At 65.8% G+C, this 24,668-nt stretch carries 16 protein-coding genes; 11 read left to right on the top strand and 5 right to left on the bottom strand.

Annotated features, from left to right (window positions below; translation table 11 throughout):
* The first annotated feature begins 16 nt into the window (after positions 1–16).
* The 3 genes from AAIO73_RS16110 (at position 17) to AAIO73_RS16100 (ending at position 4,102) form a co-directional block, all read left to right on the top strand.
* Entirely contained in the window at positions 17–1,633 is a 1,617-nt protein-coding gene (locus AAIO73_RS16110) for an SGNH/GDSL hydrolase family protein (RefSeq protein ID WP_345879288.1), read from the top strand.
* Between the two features lie 270 nt (positions 1,634–1,903).
* Complete coding sequence (locus AAIO73_RS16105) at positions 1,904–2,926, top strand: hypothetical protein (protein ID WP_345879286.1); 1,023 nt, start codon at positions 1,904–1,906, stop codon at positions 2,924–2,926.
* 423 nt (positions 2,927–3,349) lie between these two features.
* Positions 3,350–4,102 carry a DNA adenine methylase gene (locus tag AAIO73_RS16100; protein WP_345879283.1) on the top strand — a complete coding sequence of 251 codons (753 nt, stop codon included), beginning with the start codon at positions 3,350–3,352 and terminating at the stop codon, positions 4,100–4,102.
* Positions 4,103–4,412: 310 nt separating this feature from the next.
* On the opposite strand, the gene AAIO73_RS16095 is transcribed toward AAIO73_RS16100, so the two are convergent.
* From AAIO73_RS16095 to AAIO73_RS16085, 3 genes are all read right to left on the bottom strand, one after another.
* Complete coding sequence (locus AAIO73_RS16095) at positions 4,413–6,818, bottom strand: TonB-dependent receptor domain-containing protein (RefSeq protein ID WP_345879282.1); 2,406 nt, start codon at positions 6,816–6,818, stop codon at positions 4,413–4,415.
* A gap of 163 nt (positions 6,819–6,981) precedes the next feature.
* Positions 6,982–8,628, bottom strand: a complete 1,647-nt coding sequence (locus tag AAIO73_RS16090) for an alkaline phosphatase D family protein (protein ID WP_345879280.1) — start codon at positions 8,626–8,628, stop codon at positions 6,982–6,984.
* Between the two features lie 14 nt (positions 8,629–8,642).
* Positions 8,643–8,963 carry a hypothetical protein gene (locus AAIO73_RS16085; RefSeq protein WP_345879533.1) on the bottom strand — a complete coding sequence of 107 codons (321 nt, stop codon included), beginning with the start codon at positions 8,961–8,963 and terminating at the stop codon, positions 8,643–8,645.
* 230 nt (positions 8,964–9,193) lie between these two features.
* Between AAIO73_RS16085 and AAIO73_RS16080 the strand changes: the two genes are divergently transcribed.
* The 4 genes from AAIO73_RS16080 (at position 9,194) to AAIO73_RS16065 (ending at position 15,681) form a co-directional block, all read left to right on the top strand.
* Positions 9,194–9,685, top strand: coding sequence for an Lrp/AsnC family transcriptional regulator (locus tag AAIO73_RS16080; RefSeq protein WP_242119001.1), 492 nt, complete (start codon positions 9,194–9,196; stop codon positions 9,683–9,685).
* Positions 9,686–10,034: 349 nt separating this feature from the next.
* Positions 10,035–12,995: a TonB-dependent receptor plug domain-containing protein gene (locus tag AAIO73_RS16075; protein WP_345879276.1), complete on the top strand. Its 2,961-nt coding sequence runs from the start codon at positions 10,035–10,037 to the stop codon at positions 12,993–12,995.
* Positions 12,996–13,017: 22 nt separating this feature from the next.
* Positions 13,018–14,610, top strand: a complete 1,593-nt coding sequence (locus AAIO73_RS16070) for an amidohydrolase (protein WP_345879275.1) — start codon at positions 13,018–13,020, stop codon at positions 14,608–14,610.
* Between the two features lie 171 nt (positions 14,611–14,781).
* A complete protein-coding gene (locus AAIO73_RS16065) occupies positions 14,782–15,681 on the top strand; it encodes a LysR family transcriptional regulator (protein WP_345879272.1) in 900 nt (299 codons plus the stop codon).
* On the opposite strand, the gene AAIO73_RS16060 is transcribed toward AAIO73_RS16065, so the two are convergent.
* Positions 15,655–16,866 (bottom strand): cation:dicarboxylate symporter family transporter, encoded by a 1,212-nt coding sequence (locus tag AAIO73_RS16060; protein WP_345879270.1) that lies wholly within the window; start codon positions 16,864–16,866, stop codon positions 15,655–15,657. The genes AAIO73_RS16065 and AAIO73_RS16060 overlap by 27 nt on opposite strands.
* Before the next feature lie 221 nt (positions 16,867–17,087).
* On the opposite strand from AAIO73_RS16060, the gene AAIO73_RS16055 reads away from it, so the two are divergent.
* From AAIO73_RS16055 to AAIO73_RS16040, 4 genes are all read left to right on the top strand, one after another.
* The gene (locus tag AAIO73_RS16055) at positions 17,088–17,897 is read left to right on the top strand and encodes a substrate-binding domain-containing protein (protein ID WP_345879268.1); all 810 of its coding nucleotides are present in this window, start codon (positions 17,088–17,090) and stop codon (positions 17,895–17,897) included.
* Positions 17,894–19,219 carry an MFS transporter gene (tcuC, locus tag AAIO73_RS16050; protein ID WP_345879267.1) on the top strand — a complete coding sequence of 442 codons (1,326 nt, stop codon included), beginning with the start codon at positions 17,894–17,896 and terminating at the stop codon, positions 19,217–19,219. The genes AAIO73_RS16055 and tcuC overlap by 4 nt, the downstream gene beginning before the upstream one ends.
* 302 nt (positions 19,220–19,521) lie before the next feature.
* Positions 19,522–20,973 carry an OprO/OprP family phosphate-selective porin gene (locus AAIO73_RS16045; protein WP_345879266.1) on the top strand — a complete coding sequence of 484 codons (1,452 nt, stop codon included), beginning with the start codon at positions 19,522–19,524 and terminating at the stop codon, positions 20,971–20,973.
* A gap of 38 nt (positions 20,974–21,011) precedes the next feature.
* Complete coding sequence (locus AAIO73_RS16040; protein ID WP_345879527.1) at positions 21,012–22,499, top strand: MFS transporter; 1,488 nt, start codon at positions 21,012–21,014, stop codon at positions 22,497–22,499.
* A 10-nt stretch (positions 22,500–22,509) separates the two neighbouring features.
* Here AAIO73_RS16040 and AAIO73_RS16035 read toward each other — a convergent pair whose 3' ends face one another.
* Entirely contained in the window at positions 22,510–24,627 is a 2,118-nt protein-coding gene (locus AAIO73_RS16035; RefSeq protein ID WP_345879264.1) for a S9 family peptidase, read from the bottom strand.
* Between the last annotated feature and the right edge of the window lie 41 nt (positions 24,628–24,668).

The following is a 24,668-nucleotide window of genomic DNA, read 5'->3' as shown; positions in this document are numbered from 1 at the left end:
CTGCGGGAGCATATCCATGACCAAGGTTCTCTATTTTCATCCGCCGTATCTATTCCTTGCGCCGGTGCTGCTCGACCTGACGGAAACCGCGGCCGCTGCACTCGTCACGTCTGGCGCCGGGGCGTACCCGGTGCCGATGCCGCTCGATCGAATGCCCGGTGGGGTAACGCCGACGCCGTCGCCTACGCCAACTCCCAGCCCAACGTTGAGCGCCGTTTCGGTGGCACCGTCTTCGGGCACGGTCGGTTCGCCTTATAGCGGTACCGTCAGCGGACGGACCGCAGGCAGCAACTTAGCGCTGACCGGCGCCGGCTCGGCCGGACTGTCGATCAACAATTCGACCGGCGCGATCACTGGTACGCCGACGGCGTCGGGAGCAGTCAACGTCGTCGAAACTTTAGCCGGGGCTACCAACAGCCCGCGGACGACCAACACCGCTCTGTCGGTGGTTGCCGCGGGGGCGGCTACGTTGATGCCGCTGTGGCAGGCGCAGCTCAACAAGGCGAAAACCGGCCAAGGTCAGGCCTTAGTGTTCGCGGCGGGCGACAGCACCACGGCAGGTTCGCAAAGCGGTGACACGGCGGACGGGTACAACAATAACGCCTATGGCAACTCGCCGCCGATCGTGGCGAACAAGCTGTTCCAGACGGACATGGGCCTTCCGTCCATCGGCAACTCACTGACCGGTATGGGTGACAGCGGTATGGGCAGCGGCAGCACGCTGTCGTACCGGCCCGACCTGCGCAACGGCCAGTGGGGATCGACCGCTGCGCCCGAAATGTCGATCGGTGGTGCCATGGCGGGCGGCGGCAGCACTACCGCGCTCGGGTTCAATGACGACGGCACGAAGAAGTACAGCCGTCTCGACATCATGTATCCGTTCGGGACGAACCTCTCGACCTATAACGTGCTTTATCCCGGCGCATCTGGGGTACAGATCACGGGCACGAAGACTGATAGTGCGGCGGCCGACGAACTGCGGTTCTCGACGTTCACTTATGCCGCCTCCACTACAGCCACGTCTGGTTCGCCAGCTGTAAGCGGCCTTTCGAAGATCGCCAGCACCACCACGAACAACCGCATCATTGCCGTGATCGCCCGCGACATGACGGCAAGCGGTGTCATGGTCATGAACGGTGGTTGGAGCGGCGCGACCACGGCAAGCTGGCGCGGTGCTGCCGGGAATCCGGATGGTCTATCGCCGATCTACGGCCCGCCGCAGGCATTGCGTCGGATCATCACCGAACTCGGCATCAAGCTGGTTTCGGTCAACCTGGGGATCAACGACGCTCGCAGCGATACGCTCGGGGTAGCGGTTGCGACGTTCACGACCCGGTTGGGTGACATGGTGGACGACATCAAAGCGTGCGGCGCGGACGCAATGCTCATCGTTCCGCACTGGGTTGCAACAGGATCGCGGCCGCAGTCGAAGCAGGTCGAACTGCATCAAGCAGTTAAGGACGTTGCGGCGGCGAAGGGCGTAGCGCTGTTTGATATTACGACCATCCCGGGTTTCGAGACGTTGGAAGCTGCAACCGCCGCTGGCTACATGCACACGGACGGCATTCACCTGAACAAGCTGGGATCGAACGTCGTCGGCACGGCCTACTACAACTTCATCAAGAACGGGTGATCCCGGCGAAGCCGGTCAGGGTGCCGCTACAGCGGCACCTTCGCCGGGCGCGTCCTTTCCCACTCGACGCGCTCCGGATCGCTGTCCCGCCACACCGCTAATCCGCTGATAGCAATCAACGCCGTCAGCCAGAACGCCAGCCAAGCCTTCTGCCACCTTGGCATCCCCCACACCCCACGATCGAGGCCGGAAAGCCCGGTGCCTCACCTGTCCCATATCTGGGCAAATTTCGTGGTTTCAACAATCCGTCTGATCCGAAGTGGAGCAATCATGACCGACGTCACCACGATTGATGCGAAGCACGGCGCAACCCCGAAGCTGCAGCCCGGCCAGCAGATCAAGTTTCCCGCCGTGCTGAACACGACCGAAGGCGATTGGGACACAAAGAAGCGGAAGTACGCCTATCGTTGGGGCACCCGCGTATGCTTCCTCGTCGGCATCGAGCGGCTGTACCTTGTCGAAGGTACGACCTACAGCACGACTGCGCCGGTCATCGTGCAGCCGCCAGCGCAAACGAAGGTCCGGACCGCCACCTTCACCACCGACGCCGGCAAGCTCGAGGCTTTCCTGCTGACCGACTTTTACACCTTGGGTGTCGGTCGCCTCGGCAGTCTCGGCACCGCTGGCCCGCTGCCCGCTGGCATCCCGACCGATGCCGATCGCGGCTTCCTGCGCGCCGCGCTCTTCTGCCACGCCACGATGCCGCTGATGGCCGACGCGATCATGTATGGCCGATCGGTCGAAGGCTTCGTCGTTGCGCACCGCGTGGACGGCAAGAAGGTCCAGTCGGCATCGGCGCTGCTGACCGGCTATACCCAGATCGCCGGCGCCGTGTCGGCAGAGGCGGATGCGATCCGTTTCGTTGGCAACACCCCGGAGAAGGTCTTCGTCGACCAGCGGATCTCGGTTGACGGAAAGCTGATCGCGATCGACGTCGAGCTGACCAACCGGACCGGCGCCGAGCTGGTCGACCTGCGGTATATGCGCCTGATCGACTTCGACCAGCCCGGGGCGTTCGAGACCGTCAACGAGGTCGTGGAGCGCGGTCGGGCCCGGGCGACGATGGCGGGCGACCGGGTGCTGCTGGTCGGCAGCGACGATCCTCGCGCGACGATCGGGCTGGCGACCGCCGTCCCGCCGACGCTCGATCCCTATGCCATCACCGCGCTGCCGGTCGGCACCAAGCGCAAGGGTGACGATTCAATCCACGTCGTGTTCGACATCGGCACGCTGGCGATCGGCGCGTCGACGCGCTTCCGGATCGTGATTGACGGGTCTGCGATCGCCTCTTGAGGCACCTTGCCCGGCAGGGCATAGCGACCGGGCTGGTCCGAATTTAGCAGTGAGGATCAGCCCGCGCGCGCGGACACAGGCTGACCGGTTTTGCCGGGTGGCCTGCGGAATATAAGACCTTCGGGGAATACGCGGGAGGCAGTCGCCTGTGCTGCTCAGCTAACCACCCGGTACCAGGTGGTTAGGCAGGCGATCCGCCAGCGAAACCCCGAAGGCCACCCCAGCAGCTTAGGTCTGAGCTTCGGCCTCAACTCCGGACAACCGCGATCGTCCTAACCTTCGGATCCGCGAGGTCCGGCGGTTCGGAGGGTTGCGGCCCTCGCCGCGATCGCGGCGTCATCAGCACGCGTTAGCTGACGTGCTTCCTTGTGGAAGATGCTGACTTTGACCGAACTGCCTGTTGCCCGTCCGCCTGCCCCCTACATGGGCGGCAAGCGCAATCTAGCCGTGCGCCTGTGCGCGATCATCGAGACGATCCCGCACCGCGCCTATATCGAGCCGTTCGTCGGCATGGGCGGCGTTTTCCTTCGCCGTCCCCGGCCGGCGCCGGTCGAGGTGATCAACGACTTGTCCTGCGACGTCGCCAACCTGTTCCGCGTCGTCCGCCGGCACTACCGCCCGTTCGTCGACGAGCTCGAGCTGCTGTTTGCCAGCCGGCAGGAATTTGATCGCCAGCGCCGGGTTGATCCGGCGACGCTGACCGATATCGACCGTGCGGTCCGCTTCCTCTTCCTTCAGCGCCTGGCGTTCGGGGGGAAGGTCGAAGGCCGCACCTACGGGGTCAACCGCGGCGGTCCGTCGCGCTTCAACCACGCAAAGCTCCGCGTCGATCTGAAGGCGCTAAGCGCGCGCCTGGCGCCGGTGGTGATCGAGCAGCTGGACTATGCGGATCTGATCCGGCGGTACGACGCGCCGGACGCGCTGTTCTATCTCGACCCGCCGTACGATGAGACGACCGGTTATGGCCTGCCGTTCGGACGGGACCAGTACGTCGCGATGGCCGAGCAGCTGGACGGTATCGCTGGCGGCTTCGTGCTGTCGATCAACGCGACCCCGTTCGTGCGTGAGACGTTCGCGCGCTTCGCGATCGAGGAGGTCGCGACGACCTGGACGGTGTCGGGCCATGCAGCCGGCGCCGGGCGCAAGGTGACGGAGCTGATCATCCGCAACCGATGATCTCCGATCCTGACTTCCGGTTTGGGGAGATTTTCCGTCCATGGTATAAAACATGGACGGAATGTCCCGAACCGATTTTCAGAGACGGTTTTCTGCGGGTTTCGGAGTTTGGTTCAACGGCCTCCCGCTCCGCCACCTGGTCCCCCGATATGTGCTTTCGGGGAAAATGTCGGCAAATCCGCCCGGTCGTAACCTTACCGTAGCGACACGCCATGCGCCGCCCATCCCGATCGAGACGCCTTGCCGGCGAACATTTGCATCAGCATGGCGGCCGGCAGGATGAGAGGATCATCCCGCCGGTCCGCTCGGGTCAAAAACCGCGACGCAGCGTCACGAACCACTGACGCGGCGCGCCCGCGAGCAGCGTCTGGTTGTCGCCCCGCGCGGTGTAGCCGTTGGTGCCGATGGTCGCGATATACCGCCGGTTGGTCAAATTGTTGACGCTACCCTCGATCGCCAATCCGTCGAGTACGCCCCCGATGCCGGTCAGGCGATAGCCGATGCTGGCGTCGACCAGCAGCCGGGAACCGACCGACTGGTCGTTCAGATAGGTGAAGTAGCGCTTCGATAGATAGTCGCCGCCGACCCGGGCGAAGAAGCGGTCGTCGTCATAGGCGATTTCCCCCTTCGCCATATGCTCGGGGGTATCGACCACGGTCTTGCCCGCAGTCGGTTGCAGCACCACGCCCGCCGCGTTGCGGACGTCGTCACGATAGGTCGCCTTGTTGTACGAATAGCTGGCGAACAGCGTTAGCGGGCGAATGACGCGATAGGTCGCGGCGAGTTCGGCACCATAGCTTTCGACACTGCCGGCATTGTTCAGCGTCGGCGGGTTGCCGATGATTCCGGCGCCATTGGCGAAGCTCAGCAGCCGGTTCGCGAAATCGACATGATAGGCGACCGCCGACAATTGCAGCCCGCCCGAGCGCAGGCGCGCGCCGCCCTCGATCGTCTTCGAGGTTTCGGGCTTCAGCGTCGCACGGATCGCGTTGAACCCGTTTTGTGTCGTCGCGAACGGACCGGTGGTCGCCGCGGATACGAAGGCCCGCAGATTCTCGGTATAGCTGGCGAACAATTCCGCCCCGCCGCCGAGGCGGTACAGCGCCGACGCCTGTGGCAGGAACCAGTCGCGCGCCTTGATCTCACCGACGACCAACGAGCCGGTCCGCAGATTGGCGGCGTTGTTCACGCGCAGCCCCTTCCACCCGCCGTTCAGCGTCAGCGCGCCGAGGTCGAGCGTATCCGCGATGTGATATTGCAGCGTCTCGGTGTCGTACTTCCCGTCCCATTGGGTGCGATAGGCATTGGCCTGGAAATCGCGCACATTGCGGTTCGGCGACGCGGCGTCGTTCATTCCGTAGAAGCGGCGCGCTTGCTGGAAGGTGTTGGTTTCGTACCACAGGCCGATCTCGATCCGGTTGTCGCCGGTGGTCAGCGCCATGCGCGTCTGGTTGCCGGCACGGTCGATGCCATATTCGGTGGTCCGGAAACCGAGCGGCGAGGCAAGACCGCTGGTGGAGGTCGCCGAAGCCGGCAGCGCGGTGCCGTCGGGGCCGAGCGCGCCCGCCGGGGTCGGCGAATAGGGGGTGATCCACGACCCTTGCCCCTTGTTGTGATGATAATAGCTGGTCGAGGTCAGCGACAATTCGGGTGTCAGCTTCGCATCGACGGTCAGCCCGCCCAACCAGTCGCGCCGCAGCCCGGCGGCATCGTAATAGGCATCGTCAACGGTGCCGAACCCGGTCGGGAAGGTGAAGCCCGCTCCGGTCCAGGGTGCCACGAAGCCGGCGGTCGAACCGCCATTGGCGGCGGCATAGGCGCTGCGCGCCGCCTGATTCTGGTACACGCGGCCAATCTGCAGCGCGGTTGGATAGTCGTTCGAGATATTGTCGGCACGCAGGCCGCGACGGGCGATAATGTCGTAGCTCAGATCCTGATAGTCGTTTTCGCGCCGGTCGGAGAAATTGACGAACGCGGTGATGCTGCCACGCGTATCGATTTCCTTGACCAGCTTGGCATTGGCCTGGTGCTGGCGCTGTATGCCGAAGCCCTTCCACTTGTCGGTGCCGAGATAGCCATAGGACAGATAGCCCATCAGCCCGCCACCCATGTCGCCGCTGTCGATCCGGGCGAAGGCACGGACGGTATCGTTGCTGCCATAGGTGCCCGATGCGACGACATCGGCGGTGTCGGACGGCTTGCGGCTGACGAACTCGAGGGTCCCGCCCAGGTTGCTTGTCGAGGTGGTGCCGAGCGCACCGGCACCCTGTGCGACGGTCGTCGTCGCGATATTTTCCGACAGGATCGCGCGGCTGATGTGCAGGCCGTTGACGTTGCCATAGCTCATGTCGCCGAGCGGCACGCCATCGAGCGTGAAGCCCAGCTGGTTCTGGTTGAAGCCGCGCAGCGAGATGCGCGTCGACCATTCATAGGCACCGAATGCGTCGGCCGACTGGAAATTGACGCCAGGCAGCTTGGCCGCCGCTTTCAGCGGCGACGTACCGGGGGTCAGCCGCTCCATGTCGGCCGCCGAGATCGTCTGCACCTGTCGGGTCTGGCCAAAGCCAAGGACGACGATCTCATCGCCCTCGACCGGAGCAGCTTCGTCGACATCGGGTGCGGCAGTCGCTGCCACGACGACGGGTTCCTGCGCATGCGCGGAAGATGCGATAAGTGCGATCGGTGCGGTGCCGAGCAGCCATAGGCGTGCAGTCATGATATTCCCCCCGGACGTGCTGAACTGCCGTCCTTTCGGGGCGCGCCCTGCGATGCGTTGGTTAATCCTGCGCGACGGATCGATGACCTGTCGGTGACAATCTCCGTCGGTACGCCGGAGTCCTGGAAAAACGGGCGGGAGCAGTCCCCCGCCCGGTTTCCCTTCATGCGTCGACGATCCCCTTCGACCGGTCGGTCGTCACCCGGTGGCGCGCGGCGACGGTGCGGGTGAACGGTTTCGCCATGACGCTCGACACCGCGACATGCTCGGTCACGACCGCATCGGGGGTCAGCGTCAGCAGCGAATAGCCCTTGTGATCCTGATCGCAGAACAGGACCTCGCGGTTCGTTTCGGCCACCAGCTTGCCGATACCGGGTAGCAGCGCGCCATAGGACGGGCTGGTAATCGCCGTACAGCCGAACTCGACCGCGGCCAGCCGCCCGCCTGCATCATACAGGTCGTTCGACCATGCGGCGTGGCTGTCGCCCGACAACACCACTGGTCGGCTGCCGGCCCGGGCAAAGGCGGCGTACAGCCGCTCGCGCGCCGCCGGATAGCCGTCCCACGAATCGAGGCTGAACGGCACCCCCGCACGATAGCCCGCGACCAGTGCCGGCAGGCGTTGGCGGAAGGAGGCGGGCATCGTCGCCAGCGCCGCTTCATAGCGCTCCCGACCCATCAGCACCGGCAGATCGGGTCCGGCGACGCGCGCCATCACCACCTGATTGCCGAGCAACTGCCATGGTTTCCCCGCCGCGACCGATTGCGACAACACCTGTTCGAGCCAGCGCTGCTGCTCGGCACCCAGCATCTCGCGGTCGGGTCGGGCGCGTGTCGCCAGCACGGCGGCAACCTCGTCCGGCTCGGGTGCGTCCCCCTTGAACGCGGCCTGTTGCGACCGGGCCAGTAACCGCGTCTCCACCATCGCCAGCGTCGCGAGATCGCCGAACTCGAAGCTGCGATAGATGGCTTCGCGCCCCAGTCCACGTCGGGTTTCGCGGATCGGCATCCATTCGAAATAGGCCTGCATCGCCGCCGCCTTGCGCGCGGTCCAGTCGCCCTCGGTCGCGGGGTCATGGTTCTCCGCCCCACCGACCCAGCCATCATTGGCGACCTCGTGATCGTCCCAGACGCAGATGAACGCCGCACGGGCATGCGCCGCCTGCATATCGGGATCGCGCTTCACCTGCGCATGGCGGCGGCGATAATCGTCGAGCGCGACGATCTCGTGCGGCGGATCGGGCAATCGGCCCAGCGTGCGACCGATGTCCGCGCCATAACCGTCGGCGCCATATTCATAGATATAGTCGCCGAGGTGCAGGACCGCATCGAGCTGCGGCAGCGCCGCCATGTCGGCATAGGCGTTGAACAGTCCGCCGGGAAAGAGCTGGCAGGAGGCGATGGCGATTACCAGCCGGTCGACCCTGCCACGCGGCAGCGTGTGGAACCGCCCGACGGGGGAGCGCGTGCCGTCGGGCGCGATGAACCAGAAATGATAGTCGCGACCGGGGGCGAGGCCGGTCGCCTCGACCTTCGCCGTATGGTCCGCCGCCGCACGCGCCGTCACCCGTCCCGAACGGTAAGGTTTGGCATCGGGCGCTTCGGCGACGTGCCAGTCGAGCGCGACGTCCCCCGCCCCCGTATCGACAGTCGCGCGGGTCCACAGCACCGCGCCGTCCGTCGCCGGATCGCCGCTGGCGACCCCGTGGTCGAACCGCGCCGTCGCTGCGCTGGCCGCCGCCCCCGGCACCAGCATCCCCGCCCCGCCGCCGATCAGCGCCAATGCGCCGCGTCGTCCGATCATCGTCATCGTCATCATCCTTGTTAGAAACGGGCGGTCAGTTGCGCACCGTAGAAGCGCGGCTCGCCGGGGATAAAGGTTGGGATGCCGGAGCCGCCGCCGGTATTGCCGGCGTCGAGCAGATCATCCCGGTCGAACGCGTTGCGCAGGAACCCGGTCGACGCCGTGATCGGCACGTCCCTGGCACGCTGTTCGATCCTCTGTGCGGTGACGATGATGTCGTTACCGCCTGCGTCCTTGGCGTCCGCGACGGGCTGTGCCGATGCCTGCGCCGACACGGCCGGCATGGCGAAGCAGGATGCCGACGCCAGCAGGATGGAGGAAAATGCGATACGCCCAACCATGTCTGCCCCTTTGCAATACAGGGCGCCCCACTGACGGCGCATGATGAAAGCTAAGCGACGATGGCATGACGCGGCGGTTACACTGCGGGAAGCATGCCTTAGCGATCGGTGGTGCGCTGTACCGCTTAGTGCCGGCATATACCGTAACTGACGCGCCGCATTTTGCGGATTGACGGTGCGGGCGAATTCTTGTGCGTTGCACAACGACCTAGCAGGAGGCCGTTTGTACGATGGAGGAACCGCTCGCGCTCGACCAAACCGATTATCGGCTTCTGCAGGAAATAACCGCGGACGGACGCATATCCGACGTTGCATTGGGCGAACGTGTTCACCTTTCGAGTACCGCCGCAGCACGGCGGCGCAAGTTCCTTGAAGAACGCGGGGCGATCAACAGCTACACGACCAATCTCGACATGGAGCGATTGGGGTTCGGCGTGACCGTGCTGGTGTCGATCGAACTGCGGTCGCAGGCCGAGGACGTGTTGAACGAGTTCGAGGAAGCGGTGGTACGCTGCCCGTCGATGAGCTTTTGCAGTTTCGTGTCGGGCGACACCGATTTCGTGATGATGGTCCATGTGCGCTCGTTCGGCGACTATGACCGGGTCTATCGCAGCGAGTTGTCGAAGCTGCCGCATGTCGCGCGTATCCGCAGCAGTTTCGTCATGCGGCAGGTCGCGGATCGCAATGCGCCGCCGGTGCTGTTCGGGAATCGCGACCGGTGATTGCCGGATCACGGCACATGGTGCCGCTAACGGACCCAAAATCCTGCGTCGATCGACGATTCGGCGTCGTATTTCGAAGAAACGACAGAAATATAAGCGACATTTTGCCGGGATCATGCGCGCGACTTCGTGCAATATTCGCTTCACGAAAAGGATCAGGGGGAAACATCCTGTCTTAGGCAACGGACTTCGTGAAATCGGTCGGACGCCGGCATCGGCATCCGATCGTTTCGCCGATGGCTTCGGTCGGACGAGCGGACCGCTCTCCACCCGATGCCGTCGAGTTCGCCACAATGATGTCGGGGGAGCGGTGCCCGGAGGCTTTTGAACAAAGCTTCGGGGAGTCGACATGGCGGGGACACAGACGCGCACAGGGGCGGTCGAACGGATGGCGGGTTGCGACGTCAGCATACGCGCGGCGTTGCTGGCGACGGTCGCAGCGGCGCTAATCGCACCAACGCCGGGTCGGGCACGACAGGTAATGCAGGTTGCGGACGCGACCGGGGCGGCACCCTCGCCTGCCACCGCCGCGACGGACGCGCCGCAGGACGCGGCCGACGAGGAAAAGGTCGACAACGACATCGTCGTCACCGGCAGCCGCATCGTCCGCGACGGCTATAGTGCCCCTACCCCGGTCACCGTGCTGGGCGCCGCCGATATTCAGGCGCAGAAGCCTGCCAACATCTCCGACTTCGTGAACCAGCTTCCCAGCATCGGGCAGGGCAGCACGTCGGGCAACAGTTCGGGATCGCTGTCGAACGGCATTGCCGGCATCAATTCGGTCAATCTGCGCGGCCTTGGCGCCGGGCGCACGCTGGTACTGCTCAACGGGCAGCGTTCGGTGGCGTCGGCGGTCAACGGCGTCGTTGACATCAACACCTTCCCACAGGATCTGGTCGAGCGGGTCGAGGTCGTTACCGGCGGCGCATCGGCGCAATATGGGTCCGACGCGGTCGGCGGCGTCGTCAACTTCATCCTCGACGAACGGTTCAAGGGGCTGAAGCTGTCGGCCGATCAGGGTATTTCGACCTACGGCGACGGGCGCAACTATCGGTTGGCGGCGACGATCGGCGTCTCGGGGTTCGACGACCGCCTGCACGTCCTGCTGAGCGGCGAATATTTCCGGCAGGACGGCGTCGACACGATCGCGCGCGACTGGAACGACAATGGCTATTTCCAGATCAACAACCCCGCCTATACCGCGACCAACGGCCTGCCCCAGCGGCTGGTCGGATCGGGTTTCGGTCCGGCAACCTATACCAAGGGAGGGCTGATCACCGCCGGGCCGTTGCGCGGCACCTATTTCCTGGGGGACGGTCAGACCGGGCAACTGACCTTCGGCACGACCAACGCCACCTCTTCGCCCTGGATGATCGGCGGCGACTGGCGGACGACGCTGGAGGGCCATGTCGGTACCAATTCGCTGATCCCGCACGAGGAGCGGATCAGCTTCTTCGACCGGATCGCGTTCGACGTCAGCGACGCGCTGCAGGTCTATGGCCAGGCGTCGTATAACCGCTATCGCGGGCAGAGTTTCTACCAGCAGACGCCGAGCACCAACGTCACCATCCGTAGCGACAATGCGTATCTGCTGAGCCAATATCCGGCGGTCGCGGCGGCGATGCGCGCCAATGGCCTCGCCTCGATCGCGATCGGCACGTCGAATTTCGGCTTTCCGGTACCGGGCAGCGACAATACGCGCGAAGTCTATCGCTACGTTCTCGGTGCCAAAGGCAAATTCCAGCTATTTGGGCAACGATGGACGTGGGACAGCTATTACCAGCATGGCGCGACCAAGTCGCATGAGGAGCTGACCAACACCTGGAACAATGCCCGCATGGCGCTGGCGCAGGATGCGGTGCTGTCGGGTGGGCAGATCGTCTGCCGGTCGACGCTGACCAATCCGACCAACGGCTGCGTTCCGATCGACCGGCTGGGCACCGGCGGCGTGTCGGCGGCGGCGCTCTCCTACATTTACGGCACCGCACAGCCGCAGCGCGACCAAACGATCCAGCAGGACGTCGCCGCCGCGAGCGTCAACGGCGCGCTGTTCAAACTGCCCGGCGGGGTTGCGGCGATCGCGTTCGGCGGCGAATGGCGCAAGGAACAGATTGACGGCACCGTCGACCCGCAATTCTCGTCGGGTTGGCTGTACGGCAACTATCTGGTCAATCGCGGCGAATATTCGGTGAAGGAAGGGTTCGTCGAAGTCGACCTGCCGGTGCTGCCCGGACTGAACCTGAACGGTGCCGGGCGCTATACCGATTATTCGACCTCGGGCACGGTCCAGACGTGGAAGGTGGGCGCGACGTGGCAGCCGGTCCCCGACATCAAGTTCCGCGGTACCTATAGCCGCGACATCCGCGCCCCCAATCTGCAGGAACTGTTCGCGGCAGGCACCGCGCGGACCAACACGGTCATCCTGCCGTCGAACGCGCCGCTGACCGGATCGCAGCAGTTCCTCGAAACGACGATCGGTAATACGAGCCTCGACCCCGAACGGGCCAAGACATGGACGCTGGGCGCGGTGTTCAGTCCCGGCTTCGTCTCCGGCTTTACCGCCTCGTTCGACTATTTCGACATCACGATCGACGATGCGATCGGATCGATCACGTCGCAGAATACCGTCGATTTCTGCTACACCGGGTCGAACCAATATTGCGGCAACATCGTCTATACCGGCGGCGCGTTGCAACGGATCATCATCCAGCCGTTCAACTTCGCCAGCCAGCATGAACGCGGCTTCGATATCGAGGCGAGCTATCGCACCGACCTGTCGGCGATCAGCGGGTCGCTGCCCGGCCGGATCAGCATCCATGGCGCGGCGACGCATTACATCTCGAACGTAATCGACAACGGGATCTTCCCGATCGACTATGCCGGAGTGAATGGCGGCAGCCTGTCGGGCGGCTTCTCGGTGCCAAGCTGGCGCTACCGGGTCAGCGCCTTCTACGAACTCGATCCGGTCAGCCTGAACCTGGTCGCGCGCGGGTTCGGCAACGGCGTCTATGGCAACGACTATATCGAATGCACCGCGGGATGCCCGACCTCGACAACGCGTGCGCGCACGATCAACGAAAACAACATTCCCGGCATGATGTACCTCGACGCATCGGTCGGGGTGAAGCTCAACGCCGGCGGGCATCAGGGCAGCCTGAACTTCATCGTCAACAATCTAACGAACCGCGATCCGGTGCTGGTCGGCAACGGCCCCGACGGCAACAACGTGCCCGCCTACGCCCAGACCGCGCGGTCGATGTACGACGTGATCGGTCGCACCTTCCGCGTCGCCTTCACCATCAAATTCTGACCTATCCAAGGGGAGTGACAAGATGACCTATCTGCACAAGGGCGCAGCCGCGCTGCTGATCGCCGCGATGGCCGGCACCGCCCTCACCCCGGCCATGGCGCAGGCGCCCAAGCCGCTGAAGGTCGAGGCCGCCGCCGCCGTCGACGCGCAGGCCAAGGATATCCAGGTGATGGTCGACACCGTGTTCAGCTTCGCCGAACCCGGGTTTCAGGAGGTGCGCACGTCTGCTTATCTGGCCGATGTCCTCGAAAAGAACGGGTTCAAGGTCGAACGCGGTGTCGCGGGCATGCCGACCGCCTTCGTTGCGACCTGGGGTTCGGGCGGCCCGCTGATCGCGCTCGGCAGCGATATCGACGGGCTGCTCGGCCTGTCGCAGATGCCGGGCGTGGCGCAGCAGAAGCCGCTGGTGCCCGGCGCGCCGGGCCATGGCGAAGGACATAATTCGGGCATGCCGATGATGATCGCCGCCGCGATCGCCGCCAAGCAGGTGATGGAAAAGAACAAGATCCCCGGCCGGCTGATGCTGTGGCCCGGCGTCGCGGAGGAATTGCTGGCGACAAAGGCCTATTATGTCCGCGCCGGCGTGTTCAAGGATGTCGACGCCTCGATCTTCTCGCACGTCAGCAGCGACTTCGGCACCGCCTATGGCGAACTCGGCATGAACGGCATGGTCTCGGTCGAATATACGTTCCACGGCAAGACCGCGCATGCCGGCGGCATGCCGTGGGAGGGCCGCTCGGCGCTCGACGGCGTCGAACTGATGGACACCGCATGGAATTTCCGGCGCGAGCATCTGCCCGTCACGCAGCGGTCGCATTACGTCATCACCAATGGCGGCGGGCAGCCCAATATCGTGCCCGACACTGCGTCGGTGTGGTATTATTTCCGCGACCGCACCTTTGCCGGGGTCAAGACGCTGTTCGATACCGGCAACGAGATCGCCGAGGGTGCCGCGCGCGCCAGCGGAACGACGGTGACGCGCCAGATCCTCGGCTATGCCGCGCCCAATTTCGGCAACAAGCCGCTCGCCGAAGCCGCCTATGCCAACATCACGGCGGTCGGCATGCCGAAATGGACGCCCGCCGATCAGGCCTTTGCCAAGACGGTGCAGGAAACCAACGGCCGCAAGGTGGAAGCGCTGCGCAGCGCGCCCAGCCCGCTAAGCACCCCCGAAAACCGAACCGCAGTGTTCGGCGGCGGGTCGGACGATATCGGCGACATCATGTGGACGGTGCCAACGATCACCGTCCGTTTCCCGTCGAACATCCCGAACATGATCGGCCATCACATCTCCTCGGCAATGGCGATGGCGACGCCGATCGCGCACAAGGGCGTGGAGGCGGGTGCCAAGGCGGTGGCGATGACCGTGCTCGACCTGATGACCACCCCGAAACTGGTCAGCGCGGCCAAGACCTATTTCCGCGACGTCCAGCTCAAGACCGACAGCTATGCCCCGCTGATCGGCCCGGACGACAAGCCTGCGATCTGGCTGAACGAAAAGCTGATGCGCGAGATGCGGCCCGAGATGGAGAAATATTACTACGACGCGAGCAAATATCCAACCTATCTCGATCAGATCGGCGTTCGTTATCCAGGTTCCGGTTCCGCGAAATGATCAAGACGGGCCGCCCCCCTTTCGGGAGGGCGGCCGCATTCGTCCTGTTCGAATATGGCGCCGGACTCTGGACCCCGGCGTGCGGAACGTCCATCTTCCGGCCAGGCTGCCGGATCGAGCGCGGCAGCGCCAAGCCGGCATCCGATTTCCCGCAACGCCGTAGAGTGATGCATGTCCCAGTTGAATTGCGAGTTGCTGGACCTGCGCGCACTCCTCGCCGTGGCGGAGGGCAAGAGCTTCCTGCGCGCGGCGGAACAGCTCAACCTGTCGCAGCCCGCGCTCAGCCGGCGGGTGCAGAAGCTGGAGGCGATGGTCGGCACGCCGCTCCTCGAACGGACGACCCGCAGCGTCCGGCTGACCCCCGCAGGGCAGGAGATCGTACCGCTGCTGCGGCGGTTGCTGGAGGAGGTCGACCATTCGCTGCTGGGCATGATGGCACTGGGCGAGCGGCGCGCCGGGCGGCTGACCGTCGCCAGCATCCCCAGCGCGACGGTGCGGTTCCTGCCCGACGTGCTGGAACAGTTCGGGCAGGAATATCGCAACGTCCGCGTCCGCGTGCTCGACCTGTCGGCGACCGAATGTGCCGAGGCGGTGCGGACCGGCGAGGCGGAGTTCGCCATCACCCTGCCGGTGCTGTCGGATGCCGACCTGTCGTTCGAGCCGCTGACCGACGATCCCTATGGCCTGGTCTGCCGGCGCGACGATCCGCTGGCCGCGATGCCCGCACCGGGCTGGGCCGACCTTGCGGGCATGCGGCTGGTGACGGTGCATATGGGAAGCGGCAACCGGACGGCGCTCGACGCCGGGCTGGCGCGGGCGGGGATCGAGTTGCGCTGGTTCTACGAAGTGACGCGGCTGACCTCAGCGCTGGCGCTGGTGCAGGCGGGACTCGGGCCATCGGTGCTGCCGCGCCTCGCCTGTGAGGGGCCGGAAGCGCGCGATCTGGTGTGGCGGCCGCTGGCCGGCGCGGAGGTCGTGCGGACGATCGGCGTGCTGCGCCGCGCGTCGGCGACGCTTTCACCAACCGCGACCCGGCTGATGGCGCTACTCGCCGCGGCGTGGGGTCGGTAGGGCGGGGCGGACCCCGCTCCACCGGGTGACCAGCAGCGACGCGGCGACATTGGCGGTACCGCTGGTCAGCGCGCGGATTTCGGACAGGAAGCGGTCGATCGCGATCAGCAGCGCCGCCGCCCCCACGGGGACGTCGGGCATCAGCGACAGGGTGAGCAGCAGTGCCGAAAAGCCGCTGCCGGTCACCCCGGCCGCCGCCTTCGACGTGACCAGCATCACCGCGAAATAGGCGAGGATGCGCGAGGGGGAGAGGGTCACGTCGACCGCTTCGGCGAGGAACAGCGTCGCGACGATCAGATAGACGGCGGTCCCGGCGAGGTTCAGTGAGTAGCCAAGTGGTACGGTCAGCCCGACGATGCCGCGCGGACACCCCATCGCCTCGAGCTTTTCGATCAGGCGCGGCAGCACGACCTCGGTCGAGGAGGTGCCGAGAACGATCAGGATTTCGTCGCGGAACAGGCGCCACAGCCCGCCGGGGCCGATGCCGGTGGCCAGCCTTACCGCCAGCAGCAGCCCCGCGACCAGCAGGGCGCAGGCCAGCGCCAGCGTCGCGACCAGCATGCCGAGCGACCCGATGAAGCCGACGCCGTAGGTGCCGACGGTGAAGGCGATCGCCCCGAACGCCCCGACCGGGGCGGCGCGGATCAGGAAGCCGAAGATCGCGAACTGCAACCGCGTCAGCGCCTCGATACCGCGGACGATCGGCGCGCCCGCTTCGCCGATGCGCAGCAGGCCGAAGCCGACCAGTGCGGCGACGAACAGCACCGGCAGGACGTCGCCGGCGGTGAAAGCAGAGAACAACGTGTCGGGGACGATATGGAGCAGGAAATCGCCCGGCCCGGCGATCGCGCGCGCGCGGACCTGTTGCGCGACGAGGTCGAGCATCGCCGTGTCGGGGGCGAGCACCAGCCCCTCGCCCGGATGGAGGATCAGCGCGGCGCCCAGCCCCAGCCCGAGTGCGGCGAGGGTAATTGCGAGGAAGATCAGGATGCTGCGCAACACGGTCGCGCCGGTGTCGCGGGCCGCGCCGTGGCGCACGATTCCCTCGACGATCGTGCAGAACAGGACCGGCGACACCATCATCCGCATCGCCTTCACAAAGGCGATGCCGAGCGGACCCAGCGCGCGGCCGAGGTCGGGCAGCCAGACGCCGATCAGCGTACCGGCCGCGATTCCGAGCAGCATCTGAACCCAAAGGTGACGAAGGTTACGCGTAACGACCGTCCTTTCGCGGCAATTTATGCGCCTGACGCATAAAGCGGCTCGATCATTGCATTTGATCGAAAGGCCGCCGGTGCTGCTTAGTGTCGCATACGGCACGCCGGCTCAAGCCTTTGCCGCCACGGGAATCCGCCGGAGAGCGGGACGAACGAGAGGTGTTCATGCACGATCCACTATCCAGGCCGATGGCCGTCCTGTCGCGGCGCACCGCGCTGTTCCTGGGACTTGCCGCGCTGATCGGCTTCCAGACCGGCGATGCCTCCGCGCAGCGCCGCCCCCGCGAACTCCATGTCTTCACCTCGGGCGGGTTCACCGCCGCGTTCGAGGCACTGGCCAAGCAATATGAACGCGATACCGGCGTCCATATCGTCACCGAACACGGGCCGTCGATGGGTGACACGCCACAGGCGATCCCCAACCGGCTTGCCCGGCACGAGGCCGCCGATGTCGTCATCCTGGCGCGCAGCGGGCTCGACAAGCTGGCCGAACAGAAGGTCGTGACGCCGGGCACCACCATCGATCTGGGCCTGTCCAAGATCGCGGTCGCGGTGAAGGCAGGCGCGCCCACCCCGAACATCACCACCCCCGACGCGCTGCGATCGACGCTGCTGACCGCCAAGTCGGTGGCATGGTCCGATAGCGCATCAGGCGTGTACATCCAGTCGGCGATGCTCGACCGGCTTGGCATCGCCGATCAGGTCCGGCCCAAGGGACGGATGATCCCCGCCACCCCGGTCGGCAAGATCGTCGCCGACGGTCAGGCCGAAATCGGGTTCCAGCAACTGAGCGAACTCAAGCCCGTCAAGGGCATCCGCATCGTCGGCCTGCTGCCCGACACGTTGCAGAAGGTCACGCCCTTCTCGGCCGGTGTCGTCGCCTATTCCCCGCATCAGGCCGAAGCGCGCGCGCTGATCGCCTATCTCGCCTCCCCCAAAGCCCACCGGCAGATCCGCGACAGCGGCCTCGAACCGGTCGTCGCAAAGGTGACACCATGACCCAAGCCATCCCCTATCCCGCCGACAGCGCGGGCGCCGCGCCGCCGATTTCGGCCGCCGCCAAGAAGTCGGCGTTCAAGTCGATCTTCATCGTCGCCAGCGGCAACTTCCTCGAAATGTTCGACTTCATGGTGTTCGGCTATTACGCCACCTACATCGCGAAGGCGTTCTTTCCGACCGGCAGCGAGTTCGCGTCGCTGATGCTGACGCTGATGACCTTCGGCGCGGGCTTCCTGATGCGGCCGGTCGGTGCGCTGGTGCTGGGTGCCTATATCGACCGGCACGGGCGGCGGCAGGGCTTGCTGCTGACGCTGGGGCTGATGGCGCTCGGCACGCTCGCGATCGCGGTCACGCCGACCTATGAACAGATCGGCCTCGCCGCGCCGATCATCATCCTGATCGGGCGACTGGTGCAGGGTCTGTCGGCGGGCGTCGAGGTCGGCGGCGTATCGGTCTATCTGAACGAGATCGCGCCGCCCAACCGCAAGGGCTTCTTCACCTCGTGGCAGTCGGCCAGCCAGCAGGCGGCGGTGGTGTTCGCCGCGCTGATCGGGCTGCTGGTGTCGACCAACCTGTCGCCCGACACGATGCAGGCATGGGGATGGCGCATCCCGTTCATCATCGGCTGCGTGATGATCCCGTTCCTGTTCGTCATCCGTCGCCACATGGAAGAGACCGAGGCGTTCCTGAACCGCAAGGAGCATCCGCAACTCGGCCAGATCCTGCGCACCATCGGCGGCAATTGGGGCGTCGTGCTGCAGGGTACGCTGATGGCGGTGATGACCACCGTTTTCTTCTACATGATCACCGCCTATACCCCGACCTTCGGCAGCAAGGTGCTGTCGCTCAGCCCGGGCGAGAGCCTGTTCGTCACCGCCTGTGTCGGCATCACCAACTTCGTGCTGCTGCCGGTGATGGGCGCGCTGTCGGACCGGGTCGGGCGTCGCCCGCTGCTCATCACCGCGACGGTGCTGGGTGCGGTGCTCGCCTATCCGCTGATGAGCTGGCTGGTCGCGTCGCCCAGCTTCGGGCGGCTGCTGGCGGTCGAGCTGCTGCTCGCGGCGATCTATGCGACCTATAATGGTGCCTTCATCGTCTATCTGACCGAAGTCATCCCGGCGCATGTCCGCACCGTCGGCTTCAGCCTCGCCTACAGCCTTGCCACCGCGATCTTCGGCGGGTTCACCCCGGCGATCAGCACCGCGCTGATCGGGGCGACCGGCGACAAGGCGATCCCCGGCGCATGGTGCGCCGCCGCCGCGATCCTGTCGCTCCTCGCGCTGCTGATCGGCAGTGCGCGGGCGCGGCGCAAGGCGGGGTGATCGATCGGACATGCCCCGGCGGATGCCGGGGTATGTCAGCTGGACGAACAGCGCCGGCATCGTCATTCCCGCAAGGGCGGGGCCGCTGCAAACGTCGCGTCGTTGAATGCAAGTTGGTCGTACCCCGGCGGAGGCCGGGGTCCAGTTGGTACGTCTTTTCAGAGATTTACGAACGTCCCCCAACTGGGCCCCGGCCTTCGCCGGGGTACGGGAACCGCGTTCCGCAGCGATACTGCGTCTGCCGGAACGACGGTCCGAGACGAGGAGGCACAACCTCCATCCGCCCCATTCGGAGAAATCCCATGTTTCGTGCCAGCCTGTTGGCCACGAGCCTGTTGATCGCCGCGCCGGCAGCGGCGCAGGACGCCGATGTCGCGACGCTGGCCCGGCTGGTTCGCGAACAGGCCGCCCGCATCGAACGCCTCGAAGCGCGGCTGGCCGCGGTCGAAGGCACCGCTGCCCCCGCGACCGATGCGCCGCCGCCACAAGTGGCGCAGACCACGCCCCCGGTCCGCACCCCCGCCCCGCTCGGCCAGTCGCTGCCGTCCGACGCGCATCCGCCGTCGCTGGAGGCGCGGATGGCGCGGGTCGAGCGGGCACAGCGCGAAAATGCGCATGTCGACTGGTCGAAGGGCACACCCGAATTCGTCAGCGCCGATGGCGCGCTGAGCTTCCGTCCGCGCGGCCGCATCCTGATCGATGCCGGCACCACGACCGGCAGCGACGTCGCCAGCCGCAACGTAACCGCCACGCAGGCGCGATCGCTCCGCCTCGGCATCGAGGGGACGTTCGGCAAGCATCTGTCCTATCTGCTCGAAGGCGATTTCGCCGATAACGAGGTGGCGATCAAATCGGCCTATCTCGCCTGGACCACCGGATTCCTGGGGCAGCAGGCCGAGTTCGCACTCGGCAACCGGTTGAACGATCGCGGGCTGGACGGGTCGAGCGGCACGATCGCGGTCCCGTTCCTCGAACGCAATGTCGTGGCGCAGGGGATCATCCCGGCCCGCGGATTTTTCGGACTGGGCGCGGCGGCCCGCGTCTATGGCAAGGGCTGGCATGTCGGGGTGCAGCTGTCGGGGGACGATATCGCCAACCCCGGCACCGCGGGCGACGGGATGACCATCGCAGCGCGCGCGCACTGGAACCCCGTTCGCACCGACGACTGGCTGGTGCATCTGGGGCTATGGGGTTTCCACGAACGGCTGGCGAGCGATGTCAGCCGCCCGACGCGCAGCATCGCCGTCGGCGGCTTCTACAACGACAATCTGCGGATCGCGCCGGGCAGCTTCCCCGGTCCGGTGTCGGGCGATGGCTATGGCGTCGAACTCGGCACCTTCCACCATTCGCTCTGGGCCTATGCCGAGGCGGGCAGCCGGCAATTGGCGAATCGCGCGGGCGACACCACACATCAGAACGCATGGGCGGTGCAGGGCGGCTGGTTCCTGACCGGCGAAACCCCGCCCTATCTGACGCGGGGCGGGGTGTGGAGCCGGCCGAAGGTGCTGCGGCCCTTCACCACCGGCGGCAGCGGTGCGGTCGAACTCGCCGCGCGATACGAGGAACTCGACTATAGCGACAATCCGACCGCCGGGCGCGGGACGGCATTGACGCTGGGGGTCAACTGGTACCTCAACAATTTCGTCCGGCTGCAGCTGAACGCGATCGACTGGATGTTGGCAAACCCGGTCGCGGGCGCGATGGCGCGCGACCATGGCCGCAGCCTGATCGGACGGGCGCAAATCGCGTTCTGATGCGTTCAAGGTTGCAGTGCAGCAACGAGTGGGACGGCATGGGGTCGCGACGCGGTAGATTGGCGACGACGATGGCGGATGCGGGCGACGGGGTCCCGCCGGGCAGCGGCCTGCCGGACGTCACCGATGCCAGCCCCGCAGCGGCGCGCGGCTACCGCGTGATCGCGCTGGTCGTGGCGTCGGCGCTGTTCATGCAACAGCTTGACGGCACGGTGCTGACCATCGCGCTGCCGACGATGGCGCGCGACCTGGGCGTGCCCGCCACCAATCTCAGCCTTGCGCTGACCAGCTATCTGCTGTCGCTGGCGCTGTTCATTCCCGCGAGCGGGACGCTGGCCGACCGGTTCGGGTCGCGGACGATCTTTTGCGGAGCGATCGGCGTGTTCCTGCTCGGGTCGATCCTGTGCGCACAGGCGGGGTCGCTGCCGATGCTGGTCGCGGCGCGCTTCCTGCAGGGCATTGGCGGGGCGATGATGGTGCCGGTCGGGCGACTGGTGCTGCTGCGCAGCGTGCGACGCGAGGACATGGTGCAGGCGCTGTCATGGCTGGTCATGCCCGCATTGGTCGGTCCGATCCTCGGGCCGCCGCTGGGCGGGTTGATCGTGACGTGGCTCGACTGGCGCTGGATCTTCTATCTCAACATTCCGATCGGCATCGCCGGCATCCTCGGTGCGCTGACGCTGATCCCCGACATTCGCGGCGACGGGCCGCAGCGGTTCGACACAAGCGGGTTCGTCCTGTCGGGGATCGCGCTGGGCTGCCTGTTGTTCGGGTTCGAACTGTCGAGCCGGTCGGGGACCGGCTGGATCGCGCTGGCGCTGGTCGGCACCGGGCTGGCCGCCGGATACGCCTATATCCGCCATGCGCGGCGCGCCACCGACCCGATCCTCGACCTGAGGTTGATGCAGGTGCCGACCTTTCGCCTGTCGGTGATCGGCGGGTCGCTGACGCGGATCACCCAGGGGGCGCAGCCGTTCCTGCTGCCGCTGATGTTCCAGATCGGGTTCGGCCTGACGGCGGCGACGACCGGCACGATCACCATGGCGACCGCGATCGGCGCGTTGGCGATGAAGGCGTTGGCGCCGCGCGTGCTGCGCCGGTTCGGTTTTCGCCGCAGCCTGATCGTATCGGGGCTGGTCAGCAGCCTCGGCTATGCCACCTGCGCATTCTTTCGGCCCGACTGGCCGATCGCGGCGATCATCGGCGTGCTCGCTTTGTCCGGCTTCTTCACCTCGTTCCAGTTCACCGGCTACAATGCCATCGCCTATGCCGAGGTCGCGGACGAGCGGATGAGCGCGGCGGCCAGCTTCTATGCGACGTTCCAGCAGCTCATGCTGTCGCTCGGCATCTGCGTCGCGGCGACGGTGCTGGAGGTCGGCACGCTGGCCCGCGGCGGGGGTGCGCCGACCCTCGCGGTCTTCTCGACGTCGTTCATGGTCGTATCGGCGATCTCGGCCGCGGCGTTCTTCTGGAACCGGCAATTCGCGACGGACGCCGGCGACACGATGAGCGGCCATCGCCCATAAAGGCCGATGCCTAGCCCGTCACGCCCAGTTGCGACAGCATGAACGCTTGCCACTCGGCATTCTGGCGAAGGCGTTCGAACCGGCCGGACTTGCCGCCATGTCCCGCTTCCATATTGATGCGGAACAACAGCGGGTTGGTGTCGGTCTTGCGCTCGCGCAGCTTCGCGACCCATTTGGCGGGTTCGTAATATTGCACCTGGCTGTCCCACAGGCCGGTGCCGACATAGAGCGCCGGATACGCCTGTGCCGCGACATTGTCGTAGGGCGAGTAGCTGAGCATGTAGTCGTAATAGGGCTTGTCCGCCGGGTTGCCCCATTCGTCATATTCGAAGGTCGTCAGCGGGATCGAGGCGTCGAGCATCGTCGTGACGACGTCGACAAAGGGGACCTGCGCGATCATCACCTTGTAATCCTGCGGCGCCATGTTGGCGACCGCGCCCATCAGCAGCCCGCCGGCGCTGCCCCCCATCGCGGCGACGCGCCCCGGGGCGGCATATTTCTGCGCGACGAGATAACGGGTGACGTCGATGAAATCGGTGAAGCTGTTCTTCTTCTTGAGCAGATGGCCGTCGTCATACCAGCGGCGGCCCATTTCCTGCCCGCCGCGGATATGCGCGATGGCATAGACCACGCCGCGATCGAGCAGCGCGATCTGTCCCGGATCGACCGACGGATCGGTCGAATAGCCGTAGCTGCCATAGGCATATTGGAACAGCGGCGCGGTGCCGTTGCGCTGCACGCCCTTGCGATAGACGATCGAGACGGGAATGCGCGTCCCGTCGCGGGCCGGCGCCCATAGCCGTTCGGTGACGTAGTTCGACGGATCATAGCCCGGTACCGGCGTCACCTTCAGCGTCCGGCGCTCGCCGGTCCGCGCGTTGATCTCGAAGGTCGTCGTCGGCGTGACCAGCGAGCTGTAGGTGTAGCGGACCCATGGCGTATCCGGCTCCTCGTTGGTCGACAGGCCCATGCGATAGGCGGGTTCGCCCGCCTGCACCGGGACCGATCGGCCGGTATCGGTCAGCAGGCGGATCATGCGGTTGCCACCCTCGCGCTGGTCGATCGCGACGAAGCCGGCGAACGGCTTGAAATCCTCGATGAACACCGTGTCGCTGGCCGGCACCAGATCGCGCCACGCGGCGACGCCGCTTGCCGCATCCCGGTCGGCAAGCGTCACCAGCTTGTAGTTCAGCGCATCCCGGTTGGTGCGGATGATCCAGCGCTCGCCCAGATGGTCCGCGCCATAGCGGAACTCGCGCCGGCGCGGCGCGATCACGGTGAACGCGTCCGGCCGGGTCGCCGGCGCGCAACGCTGTTCGTCGCTGACCGTGCTCTGGACGGTGATGCAGACATAGCGATCGTCGGTGGTCCGGCCGATCCCCATCTGGAAAGTGTCGTCCTTCTCCTCGTACAGCATCCGGTCAGCGCTCACCGGCGTGCCGAGGGTATGCGCCATCACGCGGTAGCCGCGCAGCGTCACCGGGTCCTTCGCGATATAGAGGATCGTGCGGTTGTCGCCGGCCCAGACGATATTGGGTTCGATGTTCGAAACGGTATCGGCAAGGACCCGGCCGGTCGCGATATCCTTTACCTTCAGCACATATTGCCGCCGCCCGACCGTATCTTCGGCCCAGGCGACCATCCGGTTGTCGGGACTGACCGACCAGCTCGACAGCGCGAAGAAACTATGCCCCTTCGCCATGGCGGGCTGATCGAACAGCACCGCCGGAGCCGCGGTCGCGCTGCCCCGACGCCGTTCGATCACCGGATAGTCGGCACCGGTCGCGAAACGCGACGCATACCAATAGCCGTTCTTCAGGAACGGGACGCTGCTGTCGTCCTGCTTGATATGTCCGACGGCCTCTTCGTAAAGCTTGGTCTGGAGCGGCTTGAGCGCGGCCAGCTGCGCATCGGCATAGCCGTTCTCGGCCGCCAGATAGGCCAGCATGTCCGGCCGCTTGCGGCTGTCGTCGCGCAGCCAGTAATAGTCGTCGTCCCGCGTGCCGTTCGGCGAGGTCACCTGATACGGTTTCTTCGCGGCGACCGGCCCGCGCGCCCACGCCCCTTGCGCGAACACCGGAACCGCCAGCGACACCAGCATCGTCGCCGTCACCCACCGCATTCTCATGGCCCTGCCCCCGAAACATCGTCGCGCGGGAGGATGACCGG

This window comes from Sphingomonas epibiotica, assembly GCF_039615155.1.
Classification (GTDB): Bacteria; Pseudomonadota; Alphaproteobacteria; order Sphingomonadales; family Sphingomonadaceae; genus Sphingomonas.
This window is presented reverse-complemented; position numbering and strand designations above follow the sequence as displayed.